Annotated in this window: 21 protein-coding genes, 1 pseudogene and 1 other annotated feature; of the genes and pseudogenes, 15 read left to right on the plus strand and 7 right to left on the minus strand. The window is 52.8% G+C overall.

From position 1 onward, the window contains the following. Positions 1 to 97: 97 nt before the first annotated feature. The gene (trpR, locus tag Dpoa569_RS02720; RefSeq protein WP_042872895.1) at positions 98 to 430 is read left to right on the plus strand and encodes a trp operon repressor; all 333 of its coding nucleotides are present in this window, start codon (positions 98 to 100) and stop codon (positions 428 to 430) included. A gap of 17 nt (positions 431 to 447) precedes the next feature. Here trpR and yjjX read toward each other — a convergent pair whose 3' ends face one another. After that, positions 448 to 987, minus strand: a complete 540-nt coding sequence (yjjX, locus tag Dpoa569_RS02725; RefSeq protein WP_042872893.1) for an inosine/xanthosine triphosphatase — start codon at positions 985 to 987, stop codon at positions 448 to 450. A 51-nt stretch (positions 988 to 1,038) separates the two neighbouring features. Here yjjX and gpmB point away from each other — a divergent pair, with 51 nt between their 5' ends. Further along, positions 1,039 to 1,689 (plus strand): 2,3-diphosphoglycerate-dependent phosphoglycerate mutase GpmB, encoded by a 651-nt coding sequence (gpmB, locus tag Dpoa569_RS02730; protein WP_042872891.1) that lies wholly within the window; start codon positions 1,039 to 1,041, stop codon positions 1,687 to 1,689. Here gpmB and robA read toward each other — a convergent pair. Then, the gene (gene robA / locus Dpoa569_RS02735; protein WP_042872889.1) at positions 1,686 to 2,552 is read right to left on the minus strand and encodes an MDR efflux pump AcrAB transcriptional activator RobA; all 867 of its coding nucleotides are present in this window, start codon (positions 2,550 to 2,552) and stop codon (positions 1,686 to 1,688) included. The genes gpmB and robA overlap by 4 nt on opposite strands. Positions 2,553 to 2,757: 205 nt before the next feature. Between robA and creA the strand changes: the two genes are divergently transcribed. Continuing rightward, positions 2,758 to 3,231, plus strand: a complete 474-nt coding sequence (creA, locus tag Dpoa569_RS02740) for a protein CreA (protein WP_146411026.1) — start codon at positions 2,758 to 2,760, stop codon at positions 3,229 to 3,231. A gap of 77 nt (positions 3,232 to 3,308) precedes the next feature. On the opposite strand, the gene arcA is transcribed toward creA, so the two are convergent. Further along, positions 3,309 to 4,025, minus strand: coding sequence for a two-component system response regulator ArcA (gene arcA, locus Dpoa569_RS02745; RefSeq protein WP_042872887.1), 717 nt, complete (start codon positions 4,023 to 4,025; stop codon positions 3,309 to 3,311). Positions 4,026 to 4,604: 579 nt separating this feature from the next. On the opposite strand from arcA, the gene Dpoa569_RS02750 reads away from it, so the two are divergent. The 5 genes from Dpoa569_RS02750 to thrC all read left to right on the plus strand — a co-directional run bounded on the left by Dpoa569_RS02750 (position 4,605) and on the right by thrC (position 10,418). Further along, complete coding sequence (locus Dpoa569_RS02750) at positions 4,605 to 5,303, plus strand: tRNA/rRNA methyltransferase (protein WP_042872886.1); 699 nt, start codon at positions 4,605 to 4,607, stop codon at positions 5,301 to 5,303. A 197-nt stretch (positions 5,304 to 5,500) separates the two neighbouring features. Then, a complete protein-coding gene (locus Dpoa569_RS19770) occupies positions 5,501 to 5,569 on the plus strand; it encodes a thr operon leader peptide (RefSeq protein WP_128569842.1) in 69 nt (22 codons plus the stop codon). Continuing rightward, positions 5,508 to 5,624 (plus strand) — a sequence feature (Thr leader region). Its footprint overlaps the gene before it by 62 nt. A 112-nt stretch (positions 5,625 to 5,736) precedes the next feature. Further along, positions 5,737 to 8,193: a bifunctional aspartate kinase/homoserine dehydrogenase I gene (gene thrA, locus Dpoa569_RS02760; RefSeq protein ID WP_042872884.1), complete on the plus strand. Its 2,457-nt coding sequence runs from the start codon at positions 5,737 to 5,739 to the stop codon at positions 8,191 to 8,193. Between the two features lie 2 nt (positions 8,194 to 8,195). Continuing rightward, positions 8,196 to 9,125, plus strand: coding sequence for a homoserine kinase (thrB, locus tag Dpoa569_RS02765; protein ID WP_042872882.1), 930 nt, complete (start codon positions 8,196 to 8,198; stop codon positions 9,123 to 9,125). A gap of 3 nt (positions 9,126 to 9,128) precedes the next feature. Then, a complete protein-coding gene (gene thrC / locus Dpoa569_RS02770; protein WP_042872879.1) occupies positions 9,129 to 10,418 on the plus strand; it encodes a threonine synthase in 1,290 nt (429 codons plus the stop codon). Positions 10,419 to 10,528: 110 nt separating this feature from the next. Here thrC and yaaA read toward each other — a convergent pair whose 3' ends face one another. Next, a complete protein-coding gene (yaaA, locus tag Dpoa569_RS02775; RefSeq protein WP_042872877.1) occupies positions 10,529 to 11,308 on the minus strand; it encodes a peroxide stress protein YaaA in 780 nt (259 codons plus the stop codon). A gap of 301 nt (positions 11,309 to 11,609) precedes the next feature. On the opposite strand from yaaA, the gene tal reads away from it, so the two are divergent. Continuing rightward, a complete protein-coding gene (gene tal / locus Dpoa569_RS02780; protein WP_042872875.1) occupies positions 11,610 to 12,563 on the plus strand; it encodes a transaldolase in 954 nt (317 codons plus the stop codon). 26 nt (positions 12,564 to 12,589) lie between these two features. Here the strand turns inward: tal and Dpoa569_RS02785 are convergent. Beyond that, a pseudogene (locus tag Dpoa569_RS02785) lies at positions 12,590 to 13,650 on the minus strand (GGDEF domain-containing protein). A gap of 409 nt (positions 13,651 to 14,059) precedes the next feature. Between Dpoa569_RS02785 and mog the strand changes: the two are divergent. Both mog and Dpoa569_RS02795 read left to right on the plus strand, forming a co-directional pair. After that, positions 14,060 to 14,647: a molybdopterin adenylyltransferase gene (mog, locus tag Dpoa569_RS02790; protein ID WP_146411029.1), complete on the plus strand. Its 588-nt coding sequence runs from the start codon at positions 14,060 to 14,062 to the stop codon at positions 14,645 to 14,647. Positions 14,648 to 14,775: 128 nt separating this feature from the next. Beyond that, positions 14,776 to 16,098, plus strand: coding sequence for an MFS transporter (locus Dpoa569_RS02795; RefSeq protein ID WP_042872874.1), 1,323 nt, complete (start codon positions 14,776 to 14,778; stop codon positions 16,096 to 16,098). Between the two features lie 146 nt (positions 16,099 to 16,244). Here Dpoa569_RS02795 and satP read toward each other — a convergent pair whose 3' ends face one another. After that, positions 16,245 to 16,817, minus strand: coding sequence for an acetate uptake transporter (gene satP, locus Dpoa569_RS02800; protein WP_042872873.1), 573 nt, complete (start codon positions 16,815 to 16,817; stop codon positions 16,245 to 16,247). 386 nt (positions 16,818 to 17,203) lie between these two features. On the opposite strand from satP, the gene dnaK reads away from it, so the two are divergent. From dnaK to nhaR, 4 genes are all read left to right on the plus strand, one after another. After that, positions 17,204 to 19,114, plus strand: a complete 1,911-nt coding sequence (gene dnaK, locus Dpoa569_RS02805; RefSeq protein WP_042872871.1) for a molecular chaperone DnaK — start codon at positions 17,204 to 17,206, stop codon at positions 19,112 to 19,114. A 109-nt stretch (positions 19,115 to 19,223) separates the two neighbouring features. Beyond that, positions 19,224 to 20,357, plus strand: coding sequence for a molecular chaperone DnaJ (dnaJ, locus tag Dpoa569_RS02810; RefSeq protein WP_042872867.1), 1,134 nt, complete (start codon positions 19,224 to 19,226; stop codon positions 20,355 to 20,357). Between the two features lie 245 nt (positions 20,358 to 20,602). Further along, on the plus strand, positions 20,603 to 21,730 hold the full coding sequence (gene nhaA, locus Dpoa569_RS02815) for a Na+/H+ antiporter NhaA (protein WP_236614478.1): 1,128 nt from the start codon (positions 20,603 to 20,605) through the stop codon (positions 21,728 to 21,730). Positions 21,731 to 21,755: 25 nt separating this feature from the next. After that, positions 21,756 to 22,646 (plus strand): transcriptional activator NhaR, encoded by an 891-nt coding sequence (gene nhaR, locus Dpoa569_RS02820; protein WP_042872861.1) that lies wholly within the window; start codon positions 21,756 to 21,758, stop codon positions 22,644 to 22,646. Positions 22,647 to 22,699: 53 nt separating this feature from the next. Here nhaR and Dpoa569_RS02825 read toward each other — a convergent pair whose 3' ends face one another. After that, positions 22,700 to 24,022: an IS4 family transposase gene (locus Dpoa569_RS02825; RefSeq protein WP_102800868.1), complete on the minus strand. Its 1,323-nt coding sequence runs from the start codon at positions 24,020 to 24,022 to the stop codon at positions 22,700 to 22,702. Between the last annotated feature and the right edge of the window lie 70 nt (positions 24,023 to 24,092).

The following is a 24,092-nucleotide window of genomic DNA, read 5'->3' on the forward strand; positions in this document are numbered from 1 at the left end:
CCGCTTTACCGTGGGAATGCATCCTCTTTTCTGCGCTTTTTCTCGTGATGAAGACTGTGTTATGCTGTTGTACTAGCTAAATAGTATGGCGGTTGTTATGACATCATCTTCATTTCACGATCCGACGTTGTCCGAACAAGACGATGAAAATTGGCGAGCTTTTGTCAGCCTGTTTCAACAGGCCATGGCGGAAGGGTTAGAGCAACCGCTGTTACAACTGCTGTTAACGCCGGATGAGCGGACAGCGTTGGGAACCCGGGTGCGTATTATTCAAGAACTGATGCGTGGCGAAATGAGCCAGCGTGAATTGAAAAATGAGCTGGGGGCTGGTATTGCGACCATCACCCGCGGTTCAAATAGTCTTAAGTCTGCCCCAGCCAGATTGAAAATCTGGCTGGAAGATCAGTTGTTGCCAGAGAATAAGGTGTAGCTTTTTTGGGGCTGCTATCAAACAGATGGCGCGTGGATTGGGTGTTGATAAACTGGATTATGGAAAGGCACCAGCGCCAGTAACAGCGCCTGATGGTATACGCTGGTTCTGGACAATTTTCCATCCGTGAAAACGCCAATCGCGCCGCCTTGACGTTTGATATCCTGGATACCGGTCAGGCGCGCCATTTCATCACCCAGTTCGCGGCCTTCATCGATTCCCTGAAGAATGCTTTTCGGCAATACCAGACTGGCTGAACGAGATTCGCCGCGGATGGTCGCGTTTTCAATCACCATCCAGGCGAAGGTCATACTTTCTTCGATTCCGGCTTCCACGCCAACCCAGAAGTCAGCTTCCGGACGAACCTGTCTCGCTCTCATCACGCGATTCCTCGCGCCTGTGCGGGTTTCAACAGAACCCTGAGGTTGACTGGGCACTCCACTGTCTACATCAACCCCTTCGATACGGCAATTATCTGCACCAAAAACATCGGTAAATGCTAAAGTGATGGCGTTAATCTTGGCCGGGTTGGTCGTAGATGCGACAACATGGTACATAATGTTTCCCTACCTTGTAGTTAGTTTGACGCAGTATAACGGAAAAAAATCATGTTACAGGTATATCTTGTTCGTCATGGTGAAACTGAGTGGAACGTGGCAAGGCGCATCCAGGGGCAGTCAGACAGTCCGCTTACCCTGGATGGTGAACATCAGGCCAGGTTGGTTGCCGACCGGGTAAAATCATTGGGGATCACCCATATTTTTACCAGTGACCTGGGGCGTACCCGACATACTGCCGACATTATTTCGCAGGCTTGCAACGGCTGCGCCGTCATCATGGAACCGGGCCTGAGAGAGCTAAACATGGGCGTTCTGGAAAAAAGGCTGATTGATTCGTTAAGCCCCGAAGAAGAACGCTGGCGTAAGCAATTAGTGGATGGGACTCAGGATGGTCGCATCCCTGATGGTGAGTCTATGTCGGAATTGGCGCTGCGTATGCATCGCGTGCTGGAGAAATGCCTGACATTGCCGCAAGGCAGTCGGCCATTGTTGGTGAGCCACGGTATTGCGCTGGGCTGTCTGATAAGTACGTTGCTGGGGTTGCCTGCCTGGGCAGAACGCCGCTTGAGACTGCGCAACTGCTCGCTGTCGCGTGTGGATTATCAGCAAAGCCCTTGGTTGGCGCCGGGATGGATAGTGGAAACGGCCGGAGACGTCTCTCATCTTGACGCTCCAGCGTTGGATGAATTGCAGCGCTAACGCTGAATCGGAATCAGATATTCGCAGCGGATGATTTTGGGCGGTTCGGCTTCTTTAGGGCCTTTGGGATAGAAACGTTCCGCATCAAAGCCTTTGCGACGGGTCAGTTTATAGGTCGGCAAGCAGGTATCGTACAGTGTGATGATGAAGTCCTGCAAATCGTCCGCCGGGCCTTCGTAGATAAACAGGGCATAATCACCGCCTGGTAATGTCACCGGTTCGCCGGAATGAACACTTTCCGGAACATGATGTGGCTCCAGCGCGGTGGTATACAGCACTTCATGCTCATCATCCTTCTCCTTACTGGGGCGAGAATGATGCAGTCCGTAAAGTACCGGCGGAACCTCCTTGACCTCTCCTAAATATTGCCGCCAGAAATGAACGCGTATTTCAGTACGAAAGCAGGTAATTTGTTCCAGATTACAGGTGTAGCTCTGAGTCAGCCCAACTAACTGCGTTTCCGGCATGGTGACAAATTGTGGTTGCGGCATAGTAAAGGCACCCAGCCGAATTGGCGGATGGATACCAATAGTGTTCCAGTCATCCGCACGACGGTAGGAGGCTGGCGTCTGGGCAAACTGTTTTTTGAATGCCCGTGTGAAGGTCTGCTGCGAATCGAAACGGTACTGCAAGGCGATATCAAGAATTGGGCGACTGGTCAGGCATAATGCAACAGCCGCTTTGGTAAGCCGACGGGCGCGAATGTAGGAGCCGATGGCATGACCCGTTACGTCCTTGAACATTCTCTGTAAATGCCACTTGGAATAGCCGGCCTTGGCTGCAACATTATCCAGTGATAAAGGCTGGTCCAGATGACCCTCCAGCCAGTTGAGCAGGTCACGTATGATACTGGCTTGATCCATAGATCGTCCTCATAGAACACACCGAGAGCTAAGCGTATAAGCTCGGCATGATAGCAACTTTTTCCCCAGGGTACTTACCAAGATTTTTGTGCCTTATGAATAAAGAATCTGATTAACATAGGCTGTTAAAGCAATCTATCTGACAAACGGTTTTTGGACTACAGAAACTACGTTATGACGGCAACAAAGTGAGAGAAAGGCAATGATGAAAAGACGAGTTGTGTTGACGGCTGCGGCCCTGCTCTGCGGCGTAACATCAGCCTGGGCTGAGGAAATCGGTTCAGTGGATACGGCTTTTAAATTGTTAGGGCCAGACCATAAAATTATCGTGGAAGCGTTTGATGATCCGGATGTGGCAAACGTAACCTGTTATCTGAGCAGGGCGAAAACCGGTGGAATCAAAGGTGGGCTTGGTCTGGCGGAAGATACGTCGGATGCGGCTATTTCCTGTCAGCAGGTGGGGCCCATTACCCTGAGTGATAAGATCACCAACAGTAAAGGAAAAGGCAACGTGGTATTTCAGCAGCGTACCTCGTTAATTTTCAAGAAATTGCAGGTGGTGCGCTTTTATGACGCGAAACGCAATGCGTTGGTTTATCTGACCTATTCTGATCGTCTGGTGGAGGGATCGCCGAAAAACGCGCTGAGCGCGGTGCCGATTCTGCCCTGGAGCAAGTAACAGACGTTATCTACAGTGCATAAAAAAGCCGGGAGGGTATCCCGGCCATTGCATTATTACCTTGAGGTGTCAGGTAATCAGTCTTCCAAATCGCCGCAGAAGCGATAACCTTCACCGTGGATGGTAGCGATGATTTCCGGCGTATCGGCAGTAGACTCGAAATGTTTGCGAATGCGGCGGATGGTCACATCGACTGTACGGTCATGCGGTTTCAGTTCGCGGCCAGTCATTTTCTTCAGCAGCTCAGCGCGGGTTTGGATTTTTCCCGGATTCTCACAGAAGTGCAGCATAGCGCGGAATTCGCTACGCGGCAGTTTGTACTGTTCGCCGTTTGGGCTGACCAGTGAACGGCTGTTGATATCCAGTTCCCAGCCGTTGAAACGGTAGCTTTCCACCAGACGACGTTCTTCGGTGCCGCTGCCCAGATTCATGGTGCGAGACAACAGATTGCGCGCGCGAATGGTCAGCTCGCGTGGGTTAAACGGTTTGGTGATATAGTCATCTGCACCGATTTCCAGGCCCAGAATCTTGTCGACTTCGTTATCACGCCCGGTCAGGAACATCAGTGCTACGCTTGCCTGCTCGCGCAATTCACGCGCCAGCAACAAGCCATTCTTGCCCGGCAGGTTAATGTCCATGATGACCAAATTGATATCATGTTCGGACAAAATGTTATGCATCTCGGCACCGTCGGTGGCCTCGTGAACAACGTAGCCCTCAGCCTCAAAAATACTTTTGAGAGTGTTACGAGTTACCAACTCGTCTTCGACAATAAGAATGTGGGGGGTCTGCATGTTTGCTACCTAAAATTGCCAACTAATAGAGATTCGAAAGTACAGAAGTCCTGGTTCTCTCGGGCGCTTTGGGAAACCATGTTCACCGTTTTTCCGCCGACTGACTCAAGTACGTAAATACGTTTTGATGCACTTGTTTCCACCTGACTCTTCGCTTGATAACAGGTGGCGATGAGGCTTTTCAACAGAGCCTATTGTGGCGCACAGTTTAACCTTATTAACAGCAACATAACAGTGAGCACTGATTTCACCGACGGGCAAATCAACGGTCCATTGACATATATCAAACTTCATTGTAGCACGTTAGTAATTTGTGGAAAACGCGCACTGAATGCCGCTATCTATCACAATTTAACATTTTTATATTCACCACGGCATAATAAATGCTGATAGCTGAAGCGTTTCCATTTTCACTATTACGGCATTGGTCACATGCCATTCGAAAGTGACAGGGTGTTAAGGTTGTGTTTCAAGTCATATGCCGCAGGCGTGAAAACCTGGCAGACGTGCTATTCCAGCGTAATTATCGCTACATTCTGAATCGTCAGCGCACCTGCCGGGTGCTGACTGGGAGGTTGTGTGCAGTTTTATATCATTTTGGTGTCGCCCGCACGGGCCGAGAACGTGGGTGCAGCGGCGCGGGCCATGAAAACCATGGGGTTTGGCCAATTGCGGATTGTTGATAGCACTGCGCATCTTGAGCCTGCGGCACGTTGGGTGGCGCATGGTTCAGGCGATATTCTTGATGGCGTAGTGGTTTTCCCGACACTGGCTGATGCTCTGGCGGATGTTGAATTTACGGTAGCGACGACTGCCCGTAGCCGTGCGCATTTTCATTACTACTGCTCGCCAGTACAACTGCTGGGGGTGCTGGAGGAAAAACAGCAGTGGGTGAAATCAGCAGCACTGGTGTTCGGTCGTGAAGACTCCGGGTTGACCAATGAGGAACTAGCGCTGGCGGACATCCTGACCGGCGTGCCGATGGCGGCGGATTACCCGTCATTGAATCTGGGGCAAGCGGTGATGGTGTATTGCTATCAACTGGCGCCGTTGATGCAGATAGCCGCCGCCGAACCGACGCCAACTGATTCAGGGCAGCTGGCTGCGTTACGTGATCGGTTTTCGCGTTTGTTGGTTCGGGTCGGTGCGCAGGAGGATGAAAAGCTGCGTGATTGGCTCCAGCAGCGGCTTGGTTTACTGGAGCATCGGGATAACGCCATGTTGCATAGGTTATTGCACGATGTGGAAAAAGCGTTGTTGGCAGAAGATAAGGAATAATGAAAGCAATGCGGCGGAACATGTTGGTAAGCTGATTTTTCTGCGTTATTGCCCTGCTTTTTTGTTTTTGTATAGAGCTTTTGTCCGTTACGGCTGGCGTTGAGCGAACAGAGAAATGAAGAAATCCGTTGACTTAGCAAGGCGATTGCCCTAACTAATAGGGAAGATAATTTTTCGAATCACGAGAACGTTACGTAATGCATTATATCAGCCTGGTCACCACCATTATTATTACCACCGGTACTACCAGTAACGGTGCGGGCTGACGCGTACAGATGAATCCAGAAAAAGCCCGCACTTCAGAGTGCGGGCTTTTTTTTTACAGTTATTGCGGGCTTATTTCTGTCCGTCAACGATACAAGGCCGTTGCAAACGGTTTTCAAAAACGCCACCAGCGTTTTTGACCACTGAAAATTCAGGAGAATAGACAAAAATGCGAGTGCTGAAATTTGGCGGAACCTCGGTAGCTAACGCAGAACGATTTGCGCGCGTTGCCGATATCATCGAAAGCAATGCACGTCAGGGACAGGTCGCTACGGTGCTGTCGGCACCGGCGAAAATCACCAACCATTTGGTGGCCATGATTGAAAAAACCGTGGCTAAACAGGACATCCAGCCAAATATCATCGAAGCGGAAGTTATTTTTGCCGATTTATTGCAGGGACTGGCGCAATCGCAACCTGGGTTCGCCTATGACAGGCTGAAAGCGCGGGTGGATGAAGAATTCGCGCAACTCAAGCAGGTGCTGCATGGCATCGCGTTGCTGGGGCAGTGCCCGGATAGCGTTAACGCTGCCATTATCTGCCGGGGCGAAAAACTATCCATCGCCATTATGGAAGCGGTATTTCAGGCGCGCGGTTATCAGGTGTCGGTCATCGACCCGGTGCGCAGTCTGCTGTCGCAGGGGCACTATCTGGAATCTACGGTAGATATCGCTGAATCCACTCGTCGTATCAATGATCTGGTGATCCCGGCGAACCATGTGATCCTGATGGCGGGTTTCACTGCCGGCAATGATAAAGGCGAACTGGTGGTGCTGGGTCGTAACGGCTCTGACTATTCAGCGGCGGTGCTGGCAGCATGTTTGCGCGCCGATTGTTGTGAGATTTGGACGGATGTCGACGGCGTATATACCTGTGACCCGCGTCAGGTGCCTGATGCACGATTACTGAAGTCGATGTCCTATCAGGAAGCGATGGAGTTATCCTACTTCGGCGCCAAAGTTCTCCACCCTCGCACTATCGCCCCCATCGCCCAGTTCCAGATTCCCTGCCTTATCAAGAATACCGAAAACCCCCAGGCGCCAGGTACATTGATTGGGCTGGAAATCAACGATACTCAGTATCCGGTTAAAGGCATTACTAACCTGAACAACATGGCGATGATCAACGTCTCCGGTCCCGGTATGAAAGGGATGGTCGGGATGGCGGCGCGGGTATTCGCCGTCATGTCTCGCGCGGGTATTTCAGTGGTGCTGATTACCCAGTCCTCGTCTGAATACAGCATCAGTTTTTGTGTATCTCAAAATGAGTTGCCGCGTGCGCGTAAGACGCTGGAAGAGGAGTTTTATCTGGAACTGAAAGAAGGCGTGCTGGAACCGCTTGATGTGGTGCAGCGGCTGGCGATCATTTCCGTAGTGGGCGACGGTATGCGCACGCTGCGTGGCCTGTCTGCTCGCCTGTTTACCGCGTTGGCCAGCGCCAATATCAATATCGTGGCGATAGCGCAGGGGTCGTCCGAGCGTTCAATCTCGGTAGTGGTGAGTAACGATGTAGCGACCACCGGCGTGCGAGTGGCGCATCAGATGTTGTTCAACACCAATCAGGTGCTGGACGTGTTCGTGATTGGCGTGGGCGGTGTGGGCGGTGCGCTGTTGGAACAGATTCAGCGCCAGCAGTCGTGGCTGAAGCAGAAACACATCGATGTGCGGGTGTGCGGCATCGCCAACTCTAAATCGATGTTGACCAACATGCACGGTATTCCGATGGATCGCTGGCGCGATGAGTTGGCGCGGGCACGCGAACCGTTCAGCCCGGCGGCGCTCAGCCGTCTGGTGAAAGAGTATCACTTGCTGAACCCGGTAATCATTGACTGCACCTCCAGTCAGGCGATTGCCGATCAATACGCCGCTTTTCTGGCGGATGGCTTCCATGTTGTCACGCCTAATAAGAAAGCCAACACGGGCACGCTGGAGTATTACCATCAATTGCGCCAGGTGGCGGCAAAAGCTCGTCGCAAATTCCTGTATGACACCAACGTGGGCGCGGGTTTGCCGGTGATTGAAAATTTGCAGAACCTGCTGAATGCCGGCGATGAACTGATTCGCTTTAATGGCATTCTCTCTGGCTCGTTGTCATTCATCTTTGGCAAGCTGGATGAAGGTATGTCGCTGTCTGCCGCTACACTGTTGGCGAAAGAGAAAGGCTTTACCGAACCGGACCCGCGTGATGATCTTTCCGGAATGGATGTAGCGCGTAAACTGTTGATTCTGGCGCGTGAAGCGGGTTATGCGCTGGAACTGGGCGATATTCAGGTCGATTCTGTGCTGCCAGCGGAATATGCACAGGGTGATGTGGCGAGTTTTCTGGAGCGCTTGCCAGCGCTGGATGCCGAGTTTGCCCACCGGGTTGAAGCGGCACGCGCTGAAGGTAAAGTGCTACGTTACGTCGGCAAAATTGAAGATGGCAAATGCCAGGTAACGATCAGCGCAGTCGGCGGAAACGATCCGCTGTTTAAGGTGAAAGACGGTGAGAACGCACTGGCGTTTTATAGCCGCTACTATCAGCCGCTGCCGCTGGTGTTGCGAGGATATGGTGCAGGTAATGATGTGACGGCGGCCGGGGTATTTGCAGACCTGTTGCGTACGCTGTCATGGAAGGTGGGAGTGTGAGAATGGTGAAGATTTATGCCCCGGCATCCATCGGGAATGTGAGCGTGGGGTTTGACGTGCTGGGCGCGGCGGTATCGCCGGTAGACGGCACCCTGCTCGGCGATTGTGTCACTGTGCGGGAAGCTGACCTGTTCAGCCTGCACAATGAAGGACGTTTTGTCAGCAAACTGCCGGATAACCCGAAAGATAACATCGTTTATCAATGCTGGGAGCGGTTCTGTGAGGAGATTGGCAAGACCGTGCCGGTCGCCATGACGCTGGAGAAAAACATGCCGATTGGTTCCGGGCTTGGCTCCAGCGCCTGCTCGGTGGTCGCCGGGCTGATGGCGATGAACGAATTCTGCGGCAAGCCGCTGGATGACACCCGGTTGCTGGCGCTAATGGGAGAGCTGGAAGGGCGTATTTCCGGCAGTGTGCATTATGACAATGTGGCGCCATGCTTCCTGGGCGGCATCCAACTGATGGTGGAAGAGATGTGCATCATCAGCCAGCCGGTGCCGGGATTCGATGACTGGTTGTGGGTGATGGCCTATCCGGGCATCAAGGTGTCTACAGCGGAAGCGCGGGCTATTCTGCCGGCGCAGTATCGTCGTCAGGACTGCATTAGCCACGGTCGTTATCTGGCGGGCTTCATTCATGCCTGCCATACCGGCCAGGCGGAACTGGCGGTTAAGCTGATGAAAGATGTGATCGCCGAGCCGTATCGTACGCGTCTGCTGCCCGGTTTTGCCGAGGCGCGTCAGGCGGCAGACGAGTTAGGTGCGCTGGCTTGCGGCATTTCCGGCTCCGGACCGACGCTGTTTTCCGTGTGTAATGACATGGGCGTTGCACAGCGTCTGGCAAGCTGGCTGCAGGAAAACTATCTGCAGAATGACGAAGGTTTTGTTCATATTTGCCGTCTGGATACCGCAGGCGCGCGACAATTGGGATAACGCATGAAACTGTACAATCTGAAAGATCACAATGAACAGGTGAATTTCGCCGAAGCGATCCGCAAAGGGCTGGGGAGCAATCAGGGCCTGTTTTTCCCGTTGGAGCTGCCGGAATTCGAACGCACCACGATTGACGAACTGCTGGAACAGGATTTTGTGACTCGCAGCAGCCGCATTTTGTCGGCATTTATTGGTGATGAAATGTCCGATGAAACTATTTACCAGCGCGTTAAAGCGGCCTTCCGCTTCCCTGCGCCGGTGGTGCCGGTGAGTGATGACATCGCCGCGCTGGAGCTGTTCCACGGCCCGACGCTGGCGTTCAAGGACTTTGGTGGCCGCCTGATGGCGCAAATGCTGGCGGAAGTGGCAGGCGATGAACAGATAACGATTCTGACCGCCACGTCGGGCGATACCGGTGCGGCGGTTGCACACGCGTTCTACGGCCTGAAGAATGTGCGGGTGGTGATTCTATATCCGAATGGCAAGATCAGTCCGTTGCAGGAAAAACTGTTCTGTACGCTGGGCGGCAACATTCACACCATCGCTATCGACAGCGATTTTGACGCCTGTCAGGCGCTGGTGAAGCAGGCGTTCGACGATGAGGAATTGAAACGCGCCATCGGGCTGAATTCCGCCAACTCTATCAACATCAGCCGTCTGCTGGCGCAGATCAGCTACTATTTCGAAGCGGTGGCGCAGTTGCCGCAGGAAGCGCGCAATCAACTGGTGGTCTCGGTGCCGAGCGGCAACTTCGGCGACCTGACCGCCGGTCTGCTGGCAAAATCGCTGGGCCTGCCGGTGAAACGCTTTATTGCCGCCACCAACGCCAACGATACCGTGCCGCGTTTTCTGCAAAGCGGCGAATGGCAGCCAAACCCGACGGTGGCGACGCTCTCTAACGCCATGGACGTAAGCCAGCCGAATAACTGGCCGCGGGTGGAGGAGCTGTTCCGCCGTAAGAACTGGCAACTGAAGGAACTGGCGTTCGGCGCGGTGAGTGATGAAACCACCCAAGCCACTATGCTGGAACTGGACGCGCTGGGATACACCTCCGAGCCTCATGCCGCGATTGCTTACCGGTTGTTGCGTGATCAGTTGCAGCCGAGCGAATATGGCTTGTTCCTGGGCACCGCCCATCCGGCTAAGTTCAAGGAAAGCGTGGAGGCGATTCTTGGTAAAGCGTTGCCGCTGCCGCAGGCACTGGCTGAACGTGCCGAGCTGGCGTTGCTGTCGCACCACTTCGCGCCGGACTTCGCATTGCTGCGTAAATTCCTGATGGAATTGCCGTACTAACTCAGCCAGGCTGGACGACTGAACATAGCGTTCGGCCAGAAACGTAATAGGGCCGGAAGGTGGGAAACCGCTTTCCGGCCCTATTCGTTAGGTGTGGTTCATCTGGATTGTCAGGCATCGCGTTCGCGGCGCTTAAAAATCAATTCGTCTGCTGAGGAGTCAGCGGCATCAAAATAATAGCCTTCGCTGTCGAAATTTTTTAGCTGTTCCGGTTGGGTCAGGCGGTTTTGAATGATGAAACGGCTCATCAGGCCGCGAGCCTTTTTGGCATAAAAGCTGATTACCTTGAACTTGCCGTTCTTTTCATCCAGAAAGACCGGTTTTATCAGCCGCGCCTTGAGCCTGGCCGGTTTGACGGATTTGAAATATTCATCTGATGCCAGATTGATCAGAATATCGTCGTGCTGCGCGGCTAACGCCAGATTGAGCGTTTCGGTGATGGTATCGCCCCAAAACTGATACAGGTTGTTACCCACGTCGTTTTTCAGCCGGATGCCCATTTCCAGACGGTAAGGTTGCATCAGATCCAACGGCTTCAGTACGCCATACAAGCCGGACAAAATGCGCAGATGCTGCTGGGCGAAATCAAAATCCGCCTCGCTGAAATCTTGCGCCGCCAGACCGGTATAGACATCACCTTTGAATGCCAACAGCGCCTGACGTGCGTTATCCGGCGAAAATTCCGGTTGCCATTCCTGAAAGCGAGCTGCATTCAGGTCCGCCAGTTTGTCGCTGATGCTCATCAGCGAAGCGATATTTGCCGGGGTCAGTTGTTTGCAGTGCCGTATCAGTTGCAGGGAATGCGCCAGCAGGTCAGGCTGTGTGTAGCGTTGGGTGGGCAGCGGGCTGGTGTAATCCAGCGTCTTGGCAGGTGAAAGCGTGATCAGCATAAACGTATCCCGTTGGTGTTTTTACTGGCCTTACTGTAGCAAAAGCCGCTAAAAAAAGGGCAATGGCTGTGACAGGCACCATAAATCAGCGTTGTGTGAGGCATCATGCTTTTTGGGGCTGGAAACGGGAGGAAACAAAAATGAATAGCATTTATTTTATTGATTTTTAATATTAATCTTTTATTTTTCGCCTTCCCGTTTTTTTGTTGGTTCGCTTGCGTGGTCTTGGGTGCGTGTTATTATCAGACTCTGGCGATAGTTCCTGCCACCAGTTCATGCACAAACAATGAGAAAGGCCAACATGACGGATAAACTGACTTCCCTACGTCGATTCACCACCGTAGTGGCGGATACCGGCGATATCGCGGCAATGAAGCTTTACCAGCCGCAGGACGCCACTACCAACCCTTCCCTGATTTTAAATGCAGCGCAAATTCCGCAATACCGTGCGCTGATTGATGACGCCGTGGCCTGGGCACGTGCGCAGAGCAGCAAACGCGAGCAGCAGGTTGTCGATGCGACAGACAAACTGGCGGTTAATATCGGCCTGGAGATTCTCAAGCTGATTCCAGGACGTATCTCCACCGAAGTAGATGCTCGTCTTTCCTATGATACCGCGGCCAGCGTTGCCAAGGCGAAACGCCTGATCAAACTCTACAACGACGCCGGTATCAGCAATGACCGTATCCTGATCAAACTGGCTTCGACCTGGCAGGGTATTCGTGCCGCGGAGCAACTGGAAAAAGAAGGCATCAACTGTAACCTGACCCTGCTGTTCTCGTTTGCTCAGGCGCGTGCCTGTGCCGAAGCGGGTGTGTTCCTGATTTCTCCGTTCGTGGGCCGCAATCTGGACTGGTACATCGCCAATGGCGACAAGAAGGAGTTCGCAGCGCACGAAGACCCAGGCGTTATCTCTGTGACAAATATTTACGCATATTATAAGGAACACGGTTATGAAACCGTGGTCATGGGAGCCAGCTTCCGTAATGCGGGTGAGATTCTGGAACTGGCCGGCTGCGACCGTCTGACTATTGCCCCGGCGCTGCTCAAAGAGCTGGCGGAAAGCCAGGGTGAGGTAGTGCCTAAACTCTCTTATCAGGGCGAGGTGAAAGCGCGCCCGGCTAAGCTGACGGAGTCCGAGTTTTACTGGCAGCACAATCAGGATCCGATGGCGGTGGACAAACTGGCCGACGGTATCCGCAAGTTTGCGATAGACCAGGAAAAACTGGAAAAAATGATTGCCGAATTGCTGTAAGGCTTGATGCAAGGTGCAGAAAACGGTCAGCTGGCGCTGGCCGTTTTTGTTTCTGTGATGTCCTGCTGGAGCGGCGTTAGCGGCGTGGCGATGGTGCAGTTGCGGGTTCGTTTTGCCAGATAGAGGTTGATGTCGGCGCGGTTGATGAGGTCATCCAGCCCTTCCTCCGGCGACTCGACCGCCACCAGCCCAATGCTGACGCTAATTCCCGGCGATGCCGGGCAGCACGACGACAAACTCATCGCCGCCCAGGCGGCACAGGATGTCGTGATCACGAAACGAGTGACGAATAATGTCCGCGACTGCTTTTAGCGCCGCCAGCCGCATGTCCTAGTGTGTCGTTCACCTGCTTGAAGTGGTCAATATCAATCAGCATGACGCAAAGCAGCTTATCTTCCTGACGTGCTGTTTTCAGCGCGCGGTTGGCTGACTGGTAAAACGCGTCCCGGCGCAGAAAGCCGGTTAGATCGTCGTAACGGGCTGTGGCAGGCAGCTCAATCAGGTATTTTTTCGCAACCAGCGATAACAGGCTGCCCATGATGGCAATCATCAGGCTGATGCAAACCAGTGTGATGATTTCCGCAGAGGAGGTGACGATGTGGCTAAAGCCGGGCGTGCCTCCCAATGTTGTGACGCGCACGCGCACGCCGATCAGTTTATCGGTAGGCGAAAGGATGGGCGTGACGGTGGTGAGCTGATTTTTTTCCGGTGAATTAGCGGAGGACGGCAACGAATTCTGGCATACCCGGATAATCGCCATGTTGTTGAGCGAAAGGTTGAGTTCCGACAAACGGTTGATGCACTCATGGCTGGTGTCGCGGGTGTTGAGAGCCATAATACGTACTTGGGAGAACAGTGAATTACCGACTTTGTAGAAATGGTTGCTTTCGGTGACGTCACCACCGGAATTGTAGGACTCGTGCAGATGGATGATATTATCAAAATTACGTTTTTCTTCTTGCCAGTCTTTTTGCCGGGAATTCAGCAACAACAGGCTGGTCAGAGTGACTGAAAACAGGCCAAAAAAGATAAAAGCGGAAACCGGATTGGCAAACAATCTAACAATGTGACTTTTAATAACACTCATTCACTTTTTCCTGCACTACCCGGTGATGCGCTATTGCCTGACAACCCAGCCATACTTACAGAGCTAACTCCGCTAAGGCACTGCTCTTACCGGAGGGGGGAGTGCCTGGAATCCGCATATCCGTTATTCACGTAGTGGTTTCCGTTCACTTTTCCTGTTCAATCTGGCTGCGATAATGATATCGGCTGGGGTAGACTCTTAATGATTGTTGTGGTTAGAAATATTAATTGATAATCGACAGTTAGTTCGTTGAATCAGTAGACATTATGCACAGTTGCGGACTGGTTATGATGTCGCCGTACGTATTTCAAGCATTGTCTCATTTGTGAGCAGATTTTTGAATGATTTTCATGCATCAGATGATTAATTGGACTGATGGAATAAATTTTTTGATGAACAAGAGGTGCTTATGAACAGTCTGTGCGTTGGTTTGGTATCTATTTCTGATCGCGCATCCAGCGGCGTCTATCAGGATGAGGGTATTCCTGCTCTGCAGACATGGCTGACGGAAGCACTGCTCACCCCGTTTGAGGTGCAAACCCGCCTGGTGCCGGATGAACAGCCGCTGATTGAACAGACACTGTGTGAGCTGGTGGATGAATGCGGTTGTCATCTGGTGCTGACTACCGGCGGTACGGGACCGGCACGGCGGGATGTGACGCCGGACGCTACGCTGGCGGTAGCCGACCGGGAAATGCCGGGGTTTGGTGAGCAGATGCGTCAGATCAGCCTGCGCTTTGTGCCTACCGCTATTTTGTCGCGTCAGGTAGGGGTCATTCGCAAGCAGGCGTTGATCCTCAATCTACCGGGGCAGCCAAAATCTATTCGTGAAACCCTTACCGGCCTGAAAGATGCAACGGGTCAGGTTATTGTGCCGGGTATTTTCGCCAGTGTTCCCTACTGTATCCAGCTGCTGGAAGGGCCTTATATCGAAACCAATCCGGACGTAGTAGCAGCTTTTCGTCCCAAGAGTGCAATACGCGATATAAAAAGCTGAAGTTACCGTATTTAGATGATAACCATCGCATGGTGCTGGTGTGTCAAAAATCTGCCGCTATAGTAATGTTTTATTTACACGATAATGTAAGTTTGTTTTCTTATCGTACTGGTATTATGCGGTGATTTATGATTGGTGAGCAGCATCGTCGATTGAATCGACACGATTATCAAACCCTCTCGTTGGCGGCATTGGGTGGCGCGCTGGAGTTTTACGACTTCATCATTTTCGTCTTTTTTGCCGCCGTGATTGGTGATCTCTTTTTCCCGTCAGATATTCCTGAATGGCTGCGGCAGGTACAGACCTTCGGCATCTTTGCCGCGGGCTATCTGGCGCGTCCGCTCGGCGGTATCGTGATGGCACATTTTGGCGATCGTGTCGGTCGCAAGAAAATGTTCAGCCTGAGTATCCTGCTGATGGCATTGCCCACGCTGGGAATGGGTATGTTGCCGACCTATGCTTCCATCGGTATCGCTGCGCCGTTGCTGCTGCTGTTGATGCGGGTGCTGCAAGGGGCAGCGATTGGCGGTGAAGTGCCGGGCGCGTGGGTGTTTGTGGCGGAGCACGTCCCGCGTTCCCGTATCGGTATCGCCTGCGGTACGCTGACTGCTGGGTTGACGCTGGGCATTCTGTTTGGCTCGATGGTTGCCACCTTGCTTAATACCTTGCTGCTGCCTTCGCAGATTGTCTCCGGCGGTTGGCGTATTCCATTCTTTATTGGCGGCATTTTTGGGCTTATCGCGCTCTATTTGCGCCGCTGGTTACACGAAACGCCGATTTTCCGCGAAATGCAGGCGCACAAAGCGCTGGCGGCTGAGTTGCCGCTCAAGACCATCGTATTACGTCATAAGAAAGCGGTTCTGGTCAGCATGTTGCTGACCTGGATACTGTCTGCCGGTATTGTGGTGGTGATTTTGATGGCACCGGTATATCTGCAGAAGTTGCATGGCATTCCCACCGCGTTGACATTACAGGCCAACAGTCTGGCGACGGTCATGCTGATGCTCGGTTGTATTATCGTCGGGCTGGCGGTGGACCAGATTGGCGTTGGCCGTACCTTAGTCATCTTCAGCCTGATGTGTGCGGGGTGCAGTTGGTTCTTTTATTCCCATGCCGCTCAGAGTCATAGCTTGCTGTTTGTTAGCTATGCGCTGGCGGGATTGGGCGTCGGGGTGGTTGGTGCGGTGCCATACGTGATGGTGCGATCATTCCCGGCTGCGGTGCGTTTCTCCGGCATCTCTTTTTCGTACAATCTGGCTTACGCTATTTTTGGCGGCATGACGCCTATTTTCGTTACGCTGCTGATGAAATGGACGCCGCTGGCGCCGGCTTTTTACGTGCTGGCATTGTGCGCGTTGGGGCTGGTATTGGGGATTTACCTGCAAAGTCAGACTCACCGTGAGGTAGAGGCACAGGCGGAACAACAGGTGACGGCTCCTGCCAGCGTATAAGTCTATAGGCGTAAGTAGTCTATTATAGAGGCTGGTTGATGTGCTGGGGGGATAGCCCTCCTGGCTAAAATAAAGAGAGGCATACACTAGCCTCTCTTTTTTGTCTTTTATTTTATCTGCTTGATAACGCTTGTCGCATTTATCTGTCAGTGTGCGCCGCGTGCGCCAATCGGCAGTATGGTGCGGCCATACTGTTCGTTGAGCACTTCGGCCATCGCCAGATAGATAGCGCTGGCACCGCAGATAATCCCTTCATAACCCGCAAAGGTCAGCAGCGCGTGGTTGCCGGTAATGTTACCGATAGCCAGCAGCGCGAACAGCACTGTCAGGCTGGCGAAAACGAACTGCAGTGCGCGGTTGGCGCCCAGCGTGCCGAAGAACATAAACAGGGTGAAGATGCCCCACAGTGCCAGGAATACGCCCAGGAACTGGGCATCAGCTGCGTCCGCCAGACCCATTTTCGGCAGCATGATGATGGCGACCAGAGTCAGCCAGAACGCGCCGTAAGATGTAAAAGCGGTAACGCCAAAGGTATTGCCTTTTTTATATTCCAGCAGGCCGGCCAGGATCTGAGCGATACCGCCGTAGAAGATACCCATGCTCAGAATAATGGAAGTCAGTGGGAAAAAGCCTGCGTTGTGCAGGTTTAACAGAATGGTGGTCATCCCGAAGCCCATCAGTCCCAGAGGGCCAGGGTTTGCCAACGTTTTCTCGTGCATACATCCTCTGCAATAACAAAATGATCAATGTGGTGTTGTGCCTAAAGTTTGCCCGGCAGACGTGCCTGTGTGAGATGAATGGCGCATCGCGGGTACTCGCTGTCAGGCTGGGTTATCCCCTTTTCTGCAGTGAGCGCGGCATCATAGCTGGCGGGAATGGGTGATACAACCCGATAGGTTGCGAATAATTTGATCAAAAACCGGGAAGATGCAGTTTTTTTTGGTTAGTCCCCCTTGATGACGGAATTGTCGTCCCCATCTTAGAGACAACGACGCGGTTTGACTGAAAAGATAACGACGATTTCGGGGTATTGAAAAGTAGTATTTCGCCCGCATAGTAAGTTAAACCACCACCCCGGATATGACTTTTAAGTGGAGATGTTTAGATGGGTAAGATTATTGGTATCGACTTGGGTACAACCAACTCTTGTGTAGCGATTATGGACGGTACGCAGGTTAAGGTACTGGAAAACAGCGAAGGTGATCGCACCACGCCTTCCATTATTGCTTACACGCAAGATGGTGAAACTCTGGTTGGCCAACCGGCTAAACGTCAGGCGGTGACTAACCCCAAAAATACGCTGTTCGCCATCAAACGTCTGATTGGCCGTCGTTTTCAGGATGAAGAAGTGCAGCGTGACACCAACATCATGCCGTATAAAATCATCCCGGCTGACAACGGCGATGCCTGGGTGGAAGTAAAAGATCAGAAGCTGGCTCCGCCGCAGATTTCCGCTGAAGTGCTGAAAAAAATGAAAAAGACGGCGGAAGATTATCTGGGTGAAACCATCACCGAAGCGGTTATCACCGTACCGGCTTACTTCAACGATGCCCAGCGTCAGGCGACCAAAGACGCCGGTCGTATTGCCGGGCTGGAAGTCAAACGTATCATCAATGAACCGACGGCGGCTGCGCTGGCTTACGGTCTGGACAAAGGTGTCGGCAACCGCACTATCGCCGTGTATGACCTGGGCGGCGGTACGTTCGATATCTCCATCATTGAAATCGATGACGTAGACGGCGAAAAAACTTTTGAAGTGCTGGCAACCAATGGTGATACCCATCTGGGCGGCGAAGACTTCGACAGCCGTATGATCAACTATCTGGTTGATGAATTCAAAAAAGAGCAGGGTTTTGACCTGCGTAACGACCCGTTGGCAATGCAACGTCTGAAAGAAGCGGCGGAAAAAGCGAAGATCGAACTGTCTTCCGCTCAGCAGACTGACGTCAACCTGCCGTACATCACGGCTGATGCTACTGGTCCAAAACACCTGAATATCAAAGTGACTCGCGCCAAACTGGAATCACTGGTTGAAGATCTGGTGACTCGTTCGCTGGAGCCGCTGAAAGTGGCGTTGCAGGATGCTGGCCTGTCCGTTTCCGAAATCCATGACGTGATTCTGGTTGGTGGTCAGACTCGTATGCCGCTGGTACAGAAGAAAGTAGCTGATTTCTTCGGTAAAGAACCGCGTAAAGACGTGAACCCGGACGAAGCTGTGGCAATTGGTGCTGCAGTACAGGGCGGCGTACTGGCTGGTGACGTGAAAGACGTGCTGCTGCTGGACGTTACCCCGCTGTCTCTGGGTATTGAAACCATGGGCGGCGTGATGACTCCGCTGATTAACAAGAACACCACGATCCCGACCAAACACAGCCAGGTGTTCTCAACAGCGGAAGATAACCAGTCTGCGGTGACCATTCACGTGTTGCAGGGCGAGCGTAAACGTGCTCACGATAACAAGTCGCTGGGGCAGTTCAATCTGGATGGTATCCAACCGGCGCCACGCGGTATGCCGCAGATTGAAGTGACATTCGATATTGACGCCGACGGTATCCTGCATGTGTCTGCCAAAGACAAGAACAGTGGTCGTGAGCAGAACATTACCATCAAAGCGTCTTCCGGCTTGAATGAGGATGAAATTCAGAAGATGGTGCGTGACGCTGAAGCCAACGCCGAAGCGGATCGTAAGTTTGAAGAACTGGTGCAGGCGCGCAATCAGGGCGATCACCTGTTGCATAGCACCCGTAAACAGCTGGAAGAAACCGGCGACAAACTGGCGGCGGCTGATAAAACTGCTATCGAAGAAGCGTTAAAAGCACTGGAAACGGCGCTCAAAGGCGAAGATAAAGCAGACATCGACGCGAAAATCAGCAAGCTGGCGGAAGCATCGACCAAACTGCTGGAAGCCGCTCAGCAGCAACAGGCCCAAGCGGGTGCTGCTGACGCTGACAATGCGGCTCGTCGGGATGATGATGTCGTTGACGCCGAGTTCGAAGAAGTCAAAGACAAGAAATAATCGCCCTTAAGCGGGCGCAGTAGCGGTAGCTCATACTGTTGCTGGCAACCAGCACGGGCGTCGGGGAAACTCTGCGCCCGTGCACGCATGTTGAGGGCAGGAAAAAAGAATGGCGAAGCAAGACTACTACGAAATTCTGGGCGTTGAGAAAGGCGCGGATGAACGCGACATCAAAAAGGCTTACAAACGGCTGGCGATGAAATATCACCCGGATCGTAATCCAGGTGATAAAGACGCTGAGGCTAAGTTCAAAGAAGTCAAAGAAGCCTACGAGATTTTGACCGATGCTCAGAAACGCGCCGCCTACGATCAGTATGGACATGCCGCGTTTGAGCAAGGCGGTATGGGTGGCGGTGGCGCCGGTGGTTTCGGCGGCGCTGATTTTGGCGATATTTTCGGCGATGTGTTTGGCGATATCTTTGGCGGAGGCCGCCGTCAGCGTGCGAGCCGCGGTTCTGATTTACGCTACACCATGGAGTTGACGCTGGAAGAAGCGGTTCGTGGCGTCACCAAAGAGATCCGTATCCCGACATTGCAGGAATGCGACGTTTGCCATGGCAGCGGTGCCAAGCCGGGCAGTAGCGCGGTAACCTGTCCTACCTGTCACGGCAACGGGCAGGTGCAGATGCGCCAGGGGTTCTTCACGGTTCAGCAGACTTGTCCGCACTGTCATGGGCGCGGCAAAATTATTAAAGACCCTTGCACCAAGTGCCATGGTCACGGGCGTGTTGAGAAAAGCAAGACGCTGTCGGTCAAGATCCCCGCTGGTGTGGATACCGGTGATCGCATCCGTCTGGCCGGTGAGGGCGAAGCGGGAGAGTTCGGCGCTCCGGCTGGCGATCTGTATGTACAGGTGCAGGTGCGTGAGCACCCGATCTTCCAGCGTGAGGACAACAACCTCTACTGCGAAGTACCAATCAACTTCGCCATGGCGGCGCTGGGCGGCGAGATTGAAGTGCCGACGCTGGATGGACGGGTGATGCTAAAAGTGCCGCCGGAAACGCAAACCGGCAAGTTGTTTCGTATGCGCGGCAAGGGCGTGAAATCAGTACGCGGCGGCGCTCAGGGTGATCTGTTGTGCCGCGTCGTGGTGGAAACGCCGGTCAATCTGAATGATCGTCAAAAACAGCTGTTGCAGGAGTTGCAGGAAAGCTTCGGCGGCCCGACGGGTGAAGGCAACAGCCCACGTTCCAAAAGCTTCTTCGATGGTGTGAAGAAATTCTTTGATGATTTGACTCGCTGATTCCACCGATTAGCCAGTTGCAATAAAGACCAGTCTGGATAAATCCTGGCTGGTTTTTTTATCGGTATCATTCAATAGATCGGTTTTTACGAGTATTAATCCAGTTTAAAACTGCTTTTAACGATGAATTTTGTGGCTTAACCTTGCTATCCATTATCGGGCAGTGATGTCCGCCGATACGGTAAGGGAGAAAAAACGTGATAAAGCTATTCCGTTATCTGACAAGCCTGGAAGCAGCTGCTGGCATGATTCTGATTGTCGCAACGCTGTTGGCGCTGCTGGTCGCCAACATGCCGGCCACATTACCGTGGTATCACTCCTTTCTGGAGATACCGGTGGTATTCGGCATTGGCGCACTGGAAATCAACAAACCGCTGCTACTGTGGATCAATGATGGCCTGATGGCGCTGTTTTTCCTGCAGGTTGGGTTGGAAGTTAAACGTGAACTGGTAGTAGGGGCGTTGGCGAGTCGGCGGCAGGCGATGCTGCCGGTCGTGGCGGCTTTTGGCGGGATGCTGGTTCCCGCGCTGTTTTTCCTGCTGTTCAATGTTACCGAAGCGGAAACGCGTTCCGGCTGGGCTATCCCCACTGCAACAGATATCGCCTTCGCGGTTGGTATTCTGGTGTTGTTGGGTAAGCGCGTGCCGACAGGGTTGAAAGTGTTTCTGTTGGCGTTGGCGATCATTGATGATCTGGGTGCGATTGTGATCATCGCCTTGTTCTATACTCATCAACTGCATTGGATGGCGTTGGCAGTGGCGCTGGCAGCGATTGTGGTGCTGGCGTACATGAACCATCAGCAGGTGATGAAAACCTCTGCCTATCTATTGGTCGGCATCGTGCTGTGGGTCTGTATTCTGAAATCTGGCGTTCATGCCACGCTGGCTGGAGTGATCGTCGGTTTCTTTATTCCGCTGCGCGTTCCTGCTGGCTCCCCGTCACCAGCCAGTACGCTGGAGCATGGGCTGGCGAGTTGGATTGCCTTTTTGGTGATCCCGTTGTTTGCTTTCGCTAATGCCGGTATTTCGTTGCAGGGTGTTGTCGTTGAGCATTTGCTATCGCCATTAACGTTGGGTATCGCCAGTGGGTTACTGCTGGGCAAACCGATTGGCGTGTCGTTGTTTAGCTGGTTGGTGATTCGCCTTGGGTTGGGTAAATTGCCGGCAGGCGTAGATTTTCGTCAGGTGATGGCGGTATCGGTGCTGTGCGGCATCGGTTTCACTATGTCTATTTTCATTACCTTGCTGGCGTTTGGTGATGTGGCTGCGCAGGATATTCTGTATGCCAAACTGGCGATTCTGTTGACGTCATTGACGACAGCGGTGCTGGGTTACCTGACGCTGCGCGCGGTGTTGCCTGCCACGCAACGCTGAATTATGAGCGAAGGGGAGCGAGTGTATGTCGCACATCAACTTCAATCATCTCTATTATTTCTGGCAGGTGTGTAAGGCTGGTTCGATAGCAGGAGCTGCTGAAAGGTTGTTTCTGACGCCGCAGACCATTACCGGGCAGATAAAGTTGCTGGAAGAGCGTCTGCAGGGGAAATTGTTCAAGCGTAAAGGGCGTGGTCTGGAGCCGACTGAGCTGGGGCAGTTGGTGTTTCGCTATGCGGACAAGATGTTTGCGCTGGGCCAGGAAATGCTGGATATCGTGAATTACCGTAAGGAGTCCAGCCTGTTGTTCGATGTCGGCGTTGCGGATGCCTTATCCAAACGGTTGGTGAGCCGGGTATTGGAAACGGTGGTGAATGAACAAATGCCGATACACCTGCGCTGCTTTGAGTCTACCCATGAGATGCTGATTGAACAGTTGAGTCAGCATAAGCTGGATATGATTCTGTCAGACTGCCCGGTGGATTCCGGTCAGCAGGCAGGATTATTTTCCCGTAAGCTTGGCGAATGCGGGGTGAGTTTTTACTGTCGATGGCCGGGACCGGAATTACCTTTTCCTGCTTGTCTGTCGCAAAGTAAGTTATTAATTCCCGCTCGCCGCACGATGTTGGGCCGCAAGTTGCTTAGTTGGTTTAATGAGCAGAACCTGCCGGTAGATATCATGGGGGAGTTTGATGACGCGGCGCTGATGTCCGCTTTTGGCATGAGTCATAGCGCGATTTTCGTTGCGCCGTCGCTACATGCTCACGAAATGGTTGCACAAGGTGAGATTATAGAAGTCGGTCGTATCGATAACATTCAGGATGAGTATTACGTTATTTTCGCCGAACGAATGATTCAACACCCGGCAGTGCAGCGTGTTTGCAATGAAGATTTCTCTTCCCTGTTTCGAGAATAAAACGTTTTTTGCCGTCCGCAGGTACAAAAAAACCGGCCTTGGCCTAATGCCAGTCACTTAAGGTGACTGGCATTGTTTTTAAAAGGGTATTTGGGCTTTTTTTGCCTCACTTCTCTTTCATACTCCCGCTCCCGTCTCGGCGGCAGTTTCAGCATCGCGGCATTGCTGTAGAAGTGCTTCAGGTGTCCCGGCACTGCTCCCGGTGAGGACCATGGCAGCCCGATTAACAGCCGCATGATTTCTGCCACCGAACCGCTGAAGCTCAGCTGATACGGCAGATAATCTCCTTTCAGGCTGAACGCCATTTTCACCATCTGATACCGCACCAGGTTGTATGTCAGCAGTATCCCCCACAGCTCCTGTCTCACCATCTCCGGTAATTTACTTCTCAGCGTCCAGCGGTTGCCGCACAGGAACTGCTTCGCCTCACGATACCCCAGTTCGATTTCCCACCGGTGTTTGTAGAGTTCTGCTATGTCTGCCGCCGGGTAACGCATCGCGTCCGTCATCGATGTGACAACCTGACGTTCCACACCGTTAACCTTCCTGCTGATTAACCGGACAGTGAGCTCATCCGGCAGACCTTCCCACTGTTTTCTTGCCTGTGGCGAGGTCTTCAGCGTTATCAGTTCATCCTGCCTGCCCAGTCTGCGTATCACCTCATACTGCGTGCCCTTTTTCAGCGGCAACAACCAGTGGCGGTTCTCACCTGCCCTGTGCCAGTCATGCAGCAGGCCTGTTGACCAGAAGCCCCTGTCGAACAACGTCACGCTATTATCCGGTGCCTGCTTTGCCAGTCCTGCCGCCAGCCGCATCTCATTAACGTCATACCGGCCCATCACGCTGGCGCGCAGCAGGTGACTGCTCAGTTCCATCAGACACACCATGCGGACCTGCGGGAAGCCTTTTTCACCGTACTGATTTTCCGCTTTCGCGAAGGCAGCGGCATTTTCCGGTGTGTCGGGCGTTCGCCAGACCACGCCATCAACGGCGTTCAGCGTCAGCCCGTTCCAGAGCGGATGCCGGGATTCTTCATGCCAGTGCTGTTGTGTCAGTTCGAACAGCACTCTAATGGCATCCTCACCCAGCGTTTTGCGGCGGGCAATGACGGAGCTGGGTGCGGTAAAAGGTCTGCCAGTCCGGTCAGCGATGTCCATCAGATTGACGATATGGGACACAGGCTTGTTGTTGAAAATAGCCATACCTATAACCAGCCAGACCATGGATTCGAGGGGAAGCTTACGCTTACGTAGCGTCACGGTATCCGTGAGGGTAAAGGCCTGCTGAATAAGGTCGGGGGAAAGGAGGTCGGCAAGACTCTGAACTTCATCGGGAGCGGTAAGATTGATAATGCCGAGGGCCTGTGAAAGTTCCATTAAAAAGGGTCCATGTGAAGACATGAACCCTTTTTACATCAGCCACCGGATCGGTCAACCGATCCTTAAA

This window comes from Dickeya poaceiphila (assembly GCF_007858975.2).
In the GTDB taxonomy this organism is placed as follows: Bacteria; Pseudomonadota; Gammaproteobacteria; order Enterobacterales; family Enterobacteriaceae; genus Dickeya; species Dickeya poaceiphila.

Excerpts from the sequence above, each read along its gene's own strand:
- trpR (WP_042872895.1), top strand. The coding sequence starts at position 98 with ATGACATCATCTTCATTTCACGATCCGACGTTGTCCGAACAAGACGAT.
- yjjX (WP_042872893.1), bottom strand. The coding sequence starts at position 987 with ATGTACCATGTTGTCGCATCTACGACCAACCCGGCCAAGATTAACGCC.
- gpmB (WP_042872891.1), top strand. The coding sequence starts at position 1,039 with ATGTTACAGGTATATCTTGTTCGTCATGGTGAAACTGAGTGGAACGTG.
- robA (WP_042872889.1), bottom strand. The coding sequence starts at position 2,552 with ATGGATCAAGCCAGTATCATACGTGACCTGCTCAACTGGCTGGAGGGT.
- creA (WP_146411026.1), top strand. The coding sequence starts at position 2,758 with ATGAAAAGACGAGTTGTGTTGACGGCTGCGGCCCTGCTCTGCGGCGTA.
- arcA (WP_042872887.1), bottom strand. The coding sequence starts at position 4,025 with ATGCAGACCCCCCACATTCTTATTGTCGAAGACGAGTTGGTAACTCGT.
- thrA (WP_042872884.1), top strand. The coding sequence starts at position 5,737 with ATGCGAGTGCTGAAATTTGGCGGAACCTCGGTAGCTAACGCAGAACGA.
- thrB (WP_042872882.1), top strand. The coding sequence starts at position 8,196 with ATGGTGAAGATTTATGCCCCGGCATCCATCGGGAATGTGAGCGTGGGG.
- thrC (WP_042872879.1), top strand. The coding sequence starts at position 9,129 with ATGAAACTGTACAATCTGAAAGATCACAATGAACAGGTGAATTTCGCC.
- yaaA (WP_042872877.1), bottom strand. The coding sequence starts at position 11,308 with ATGCTGATCACGCTTTCACCTGCCAAGACGCTGGATTACACCAGCCCG.
- tal (WP_042872875.1), top strand. The coding sequence starts at position 11,610 with ATGACGGATAAACTGACTTCCCTACGTCGATTCACCACCGTAGTGGCG.
- mog (WP_146411029.1), top strand. The coding sequence starts at position 14,060 with ATGAACAGTCTGTGCGTTGGTTTGGTATCTATTTCTGATCGCGCATCC.
- Dpoa569_RS02795 (WP_042872874.1), top strand. The coding sequence starts at position 14,776 with ATGATTGGTGAGCAGCATCGTCGATTGAATCGACACGATTATCAAACC.
- satP (WP_042872873.1), bottom strand. The coding sequence starts at position 16,817 with ATGCACGAGAAAACGTTGGCAAACCCTGGCCCTCTGGGACTGATGGGC.
- dnaK (WP_042872871.1), top strand. The coding sequence starts at position 17,204 with ATGGGTAAGATTATTGGTATCGACTTGGGTACAACCAACTCTTGTGTA.
- dnaJ (WP_042872867.1), top strand. The coding sequence starts at position 19,224 with ATGGCGAAGCAAGACTACTACGAAATTCTGGGCGTTGAGAAAGGCGCG.
- nhaA (WP_236614478.1), top strand. The coding sequence starts at position 20,603 with ATGATTCTGATTGTCGCAACGCTGTTGGCGCTGCTGGTCGCCAACATG.
- nhaR (WP_042872861.1), top strand. The coding sequence starts at position 21,756 with ATGTCGCACATCAACTTCAATCATCTCTATTATTTCTGGCAGGTGTGT.
- Dpoa569_RS02825 (WP_102800868.1), bottom strand. The coding sequence starts at position 24,022 with ATGGAACTTTCACAGGCCCTCGGCATTATCAATCTTACCGCTCCCGAT.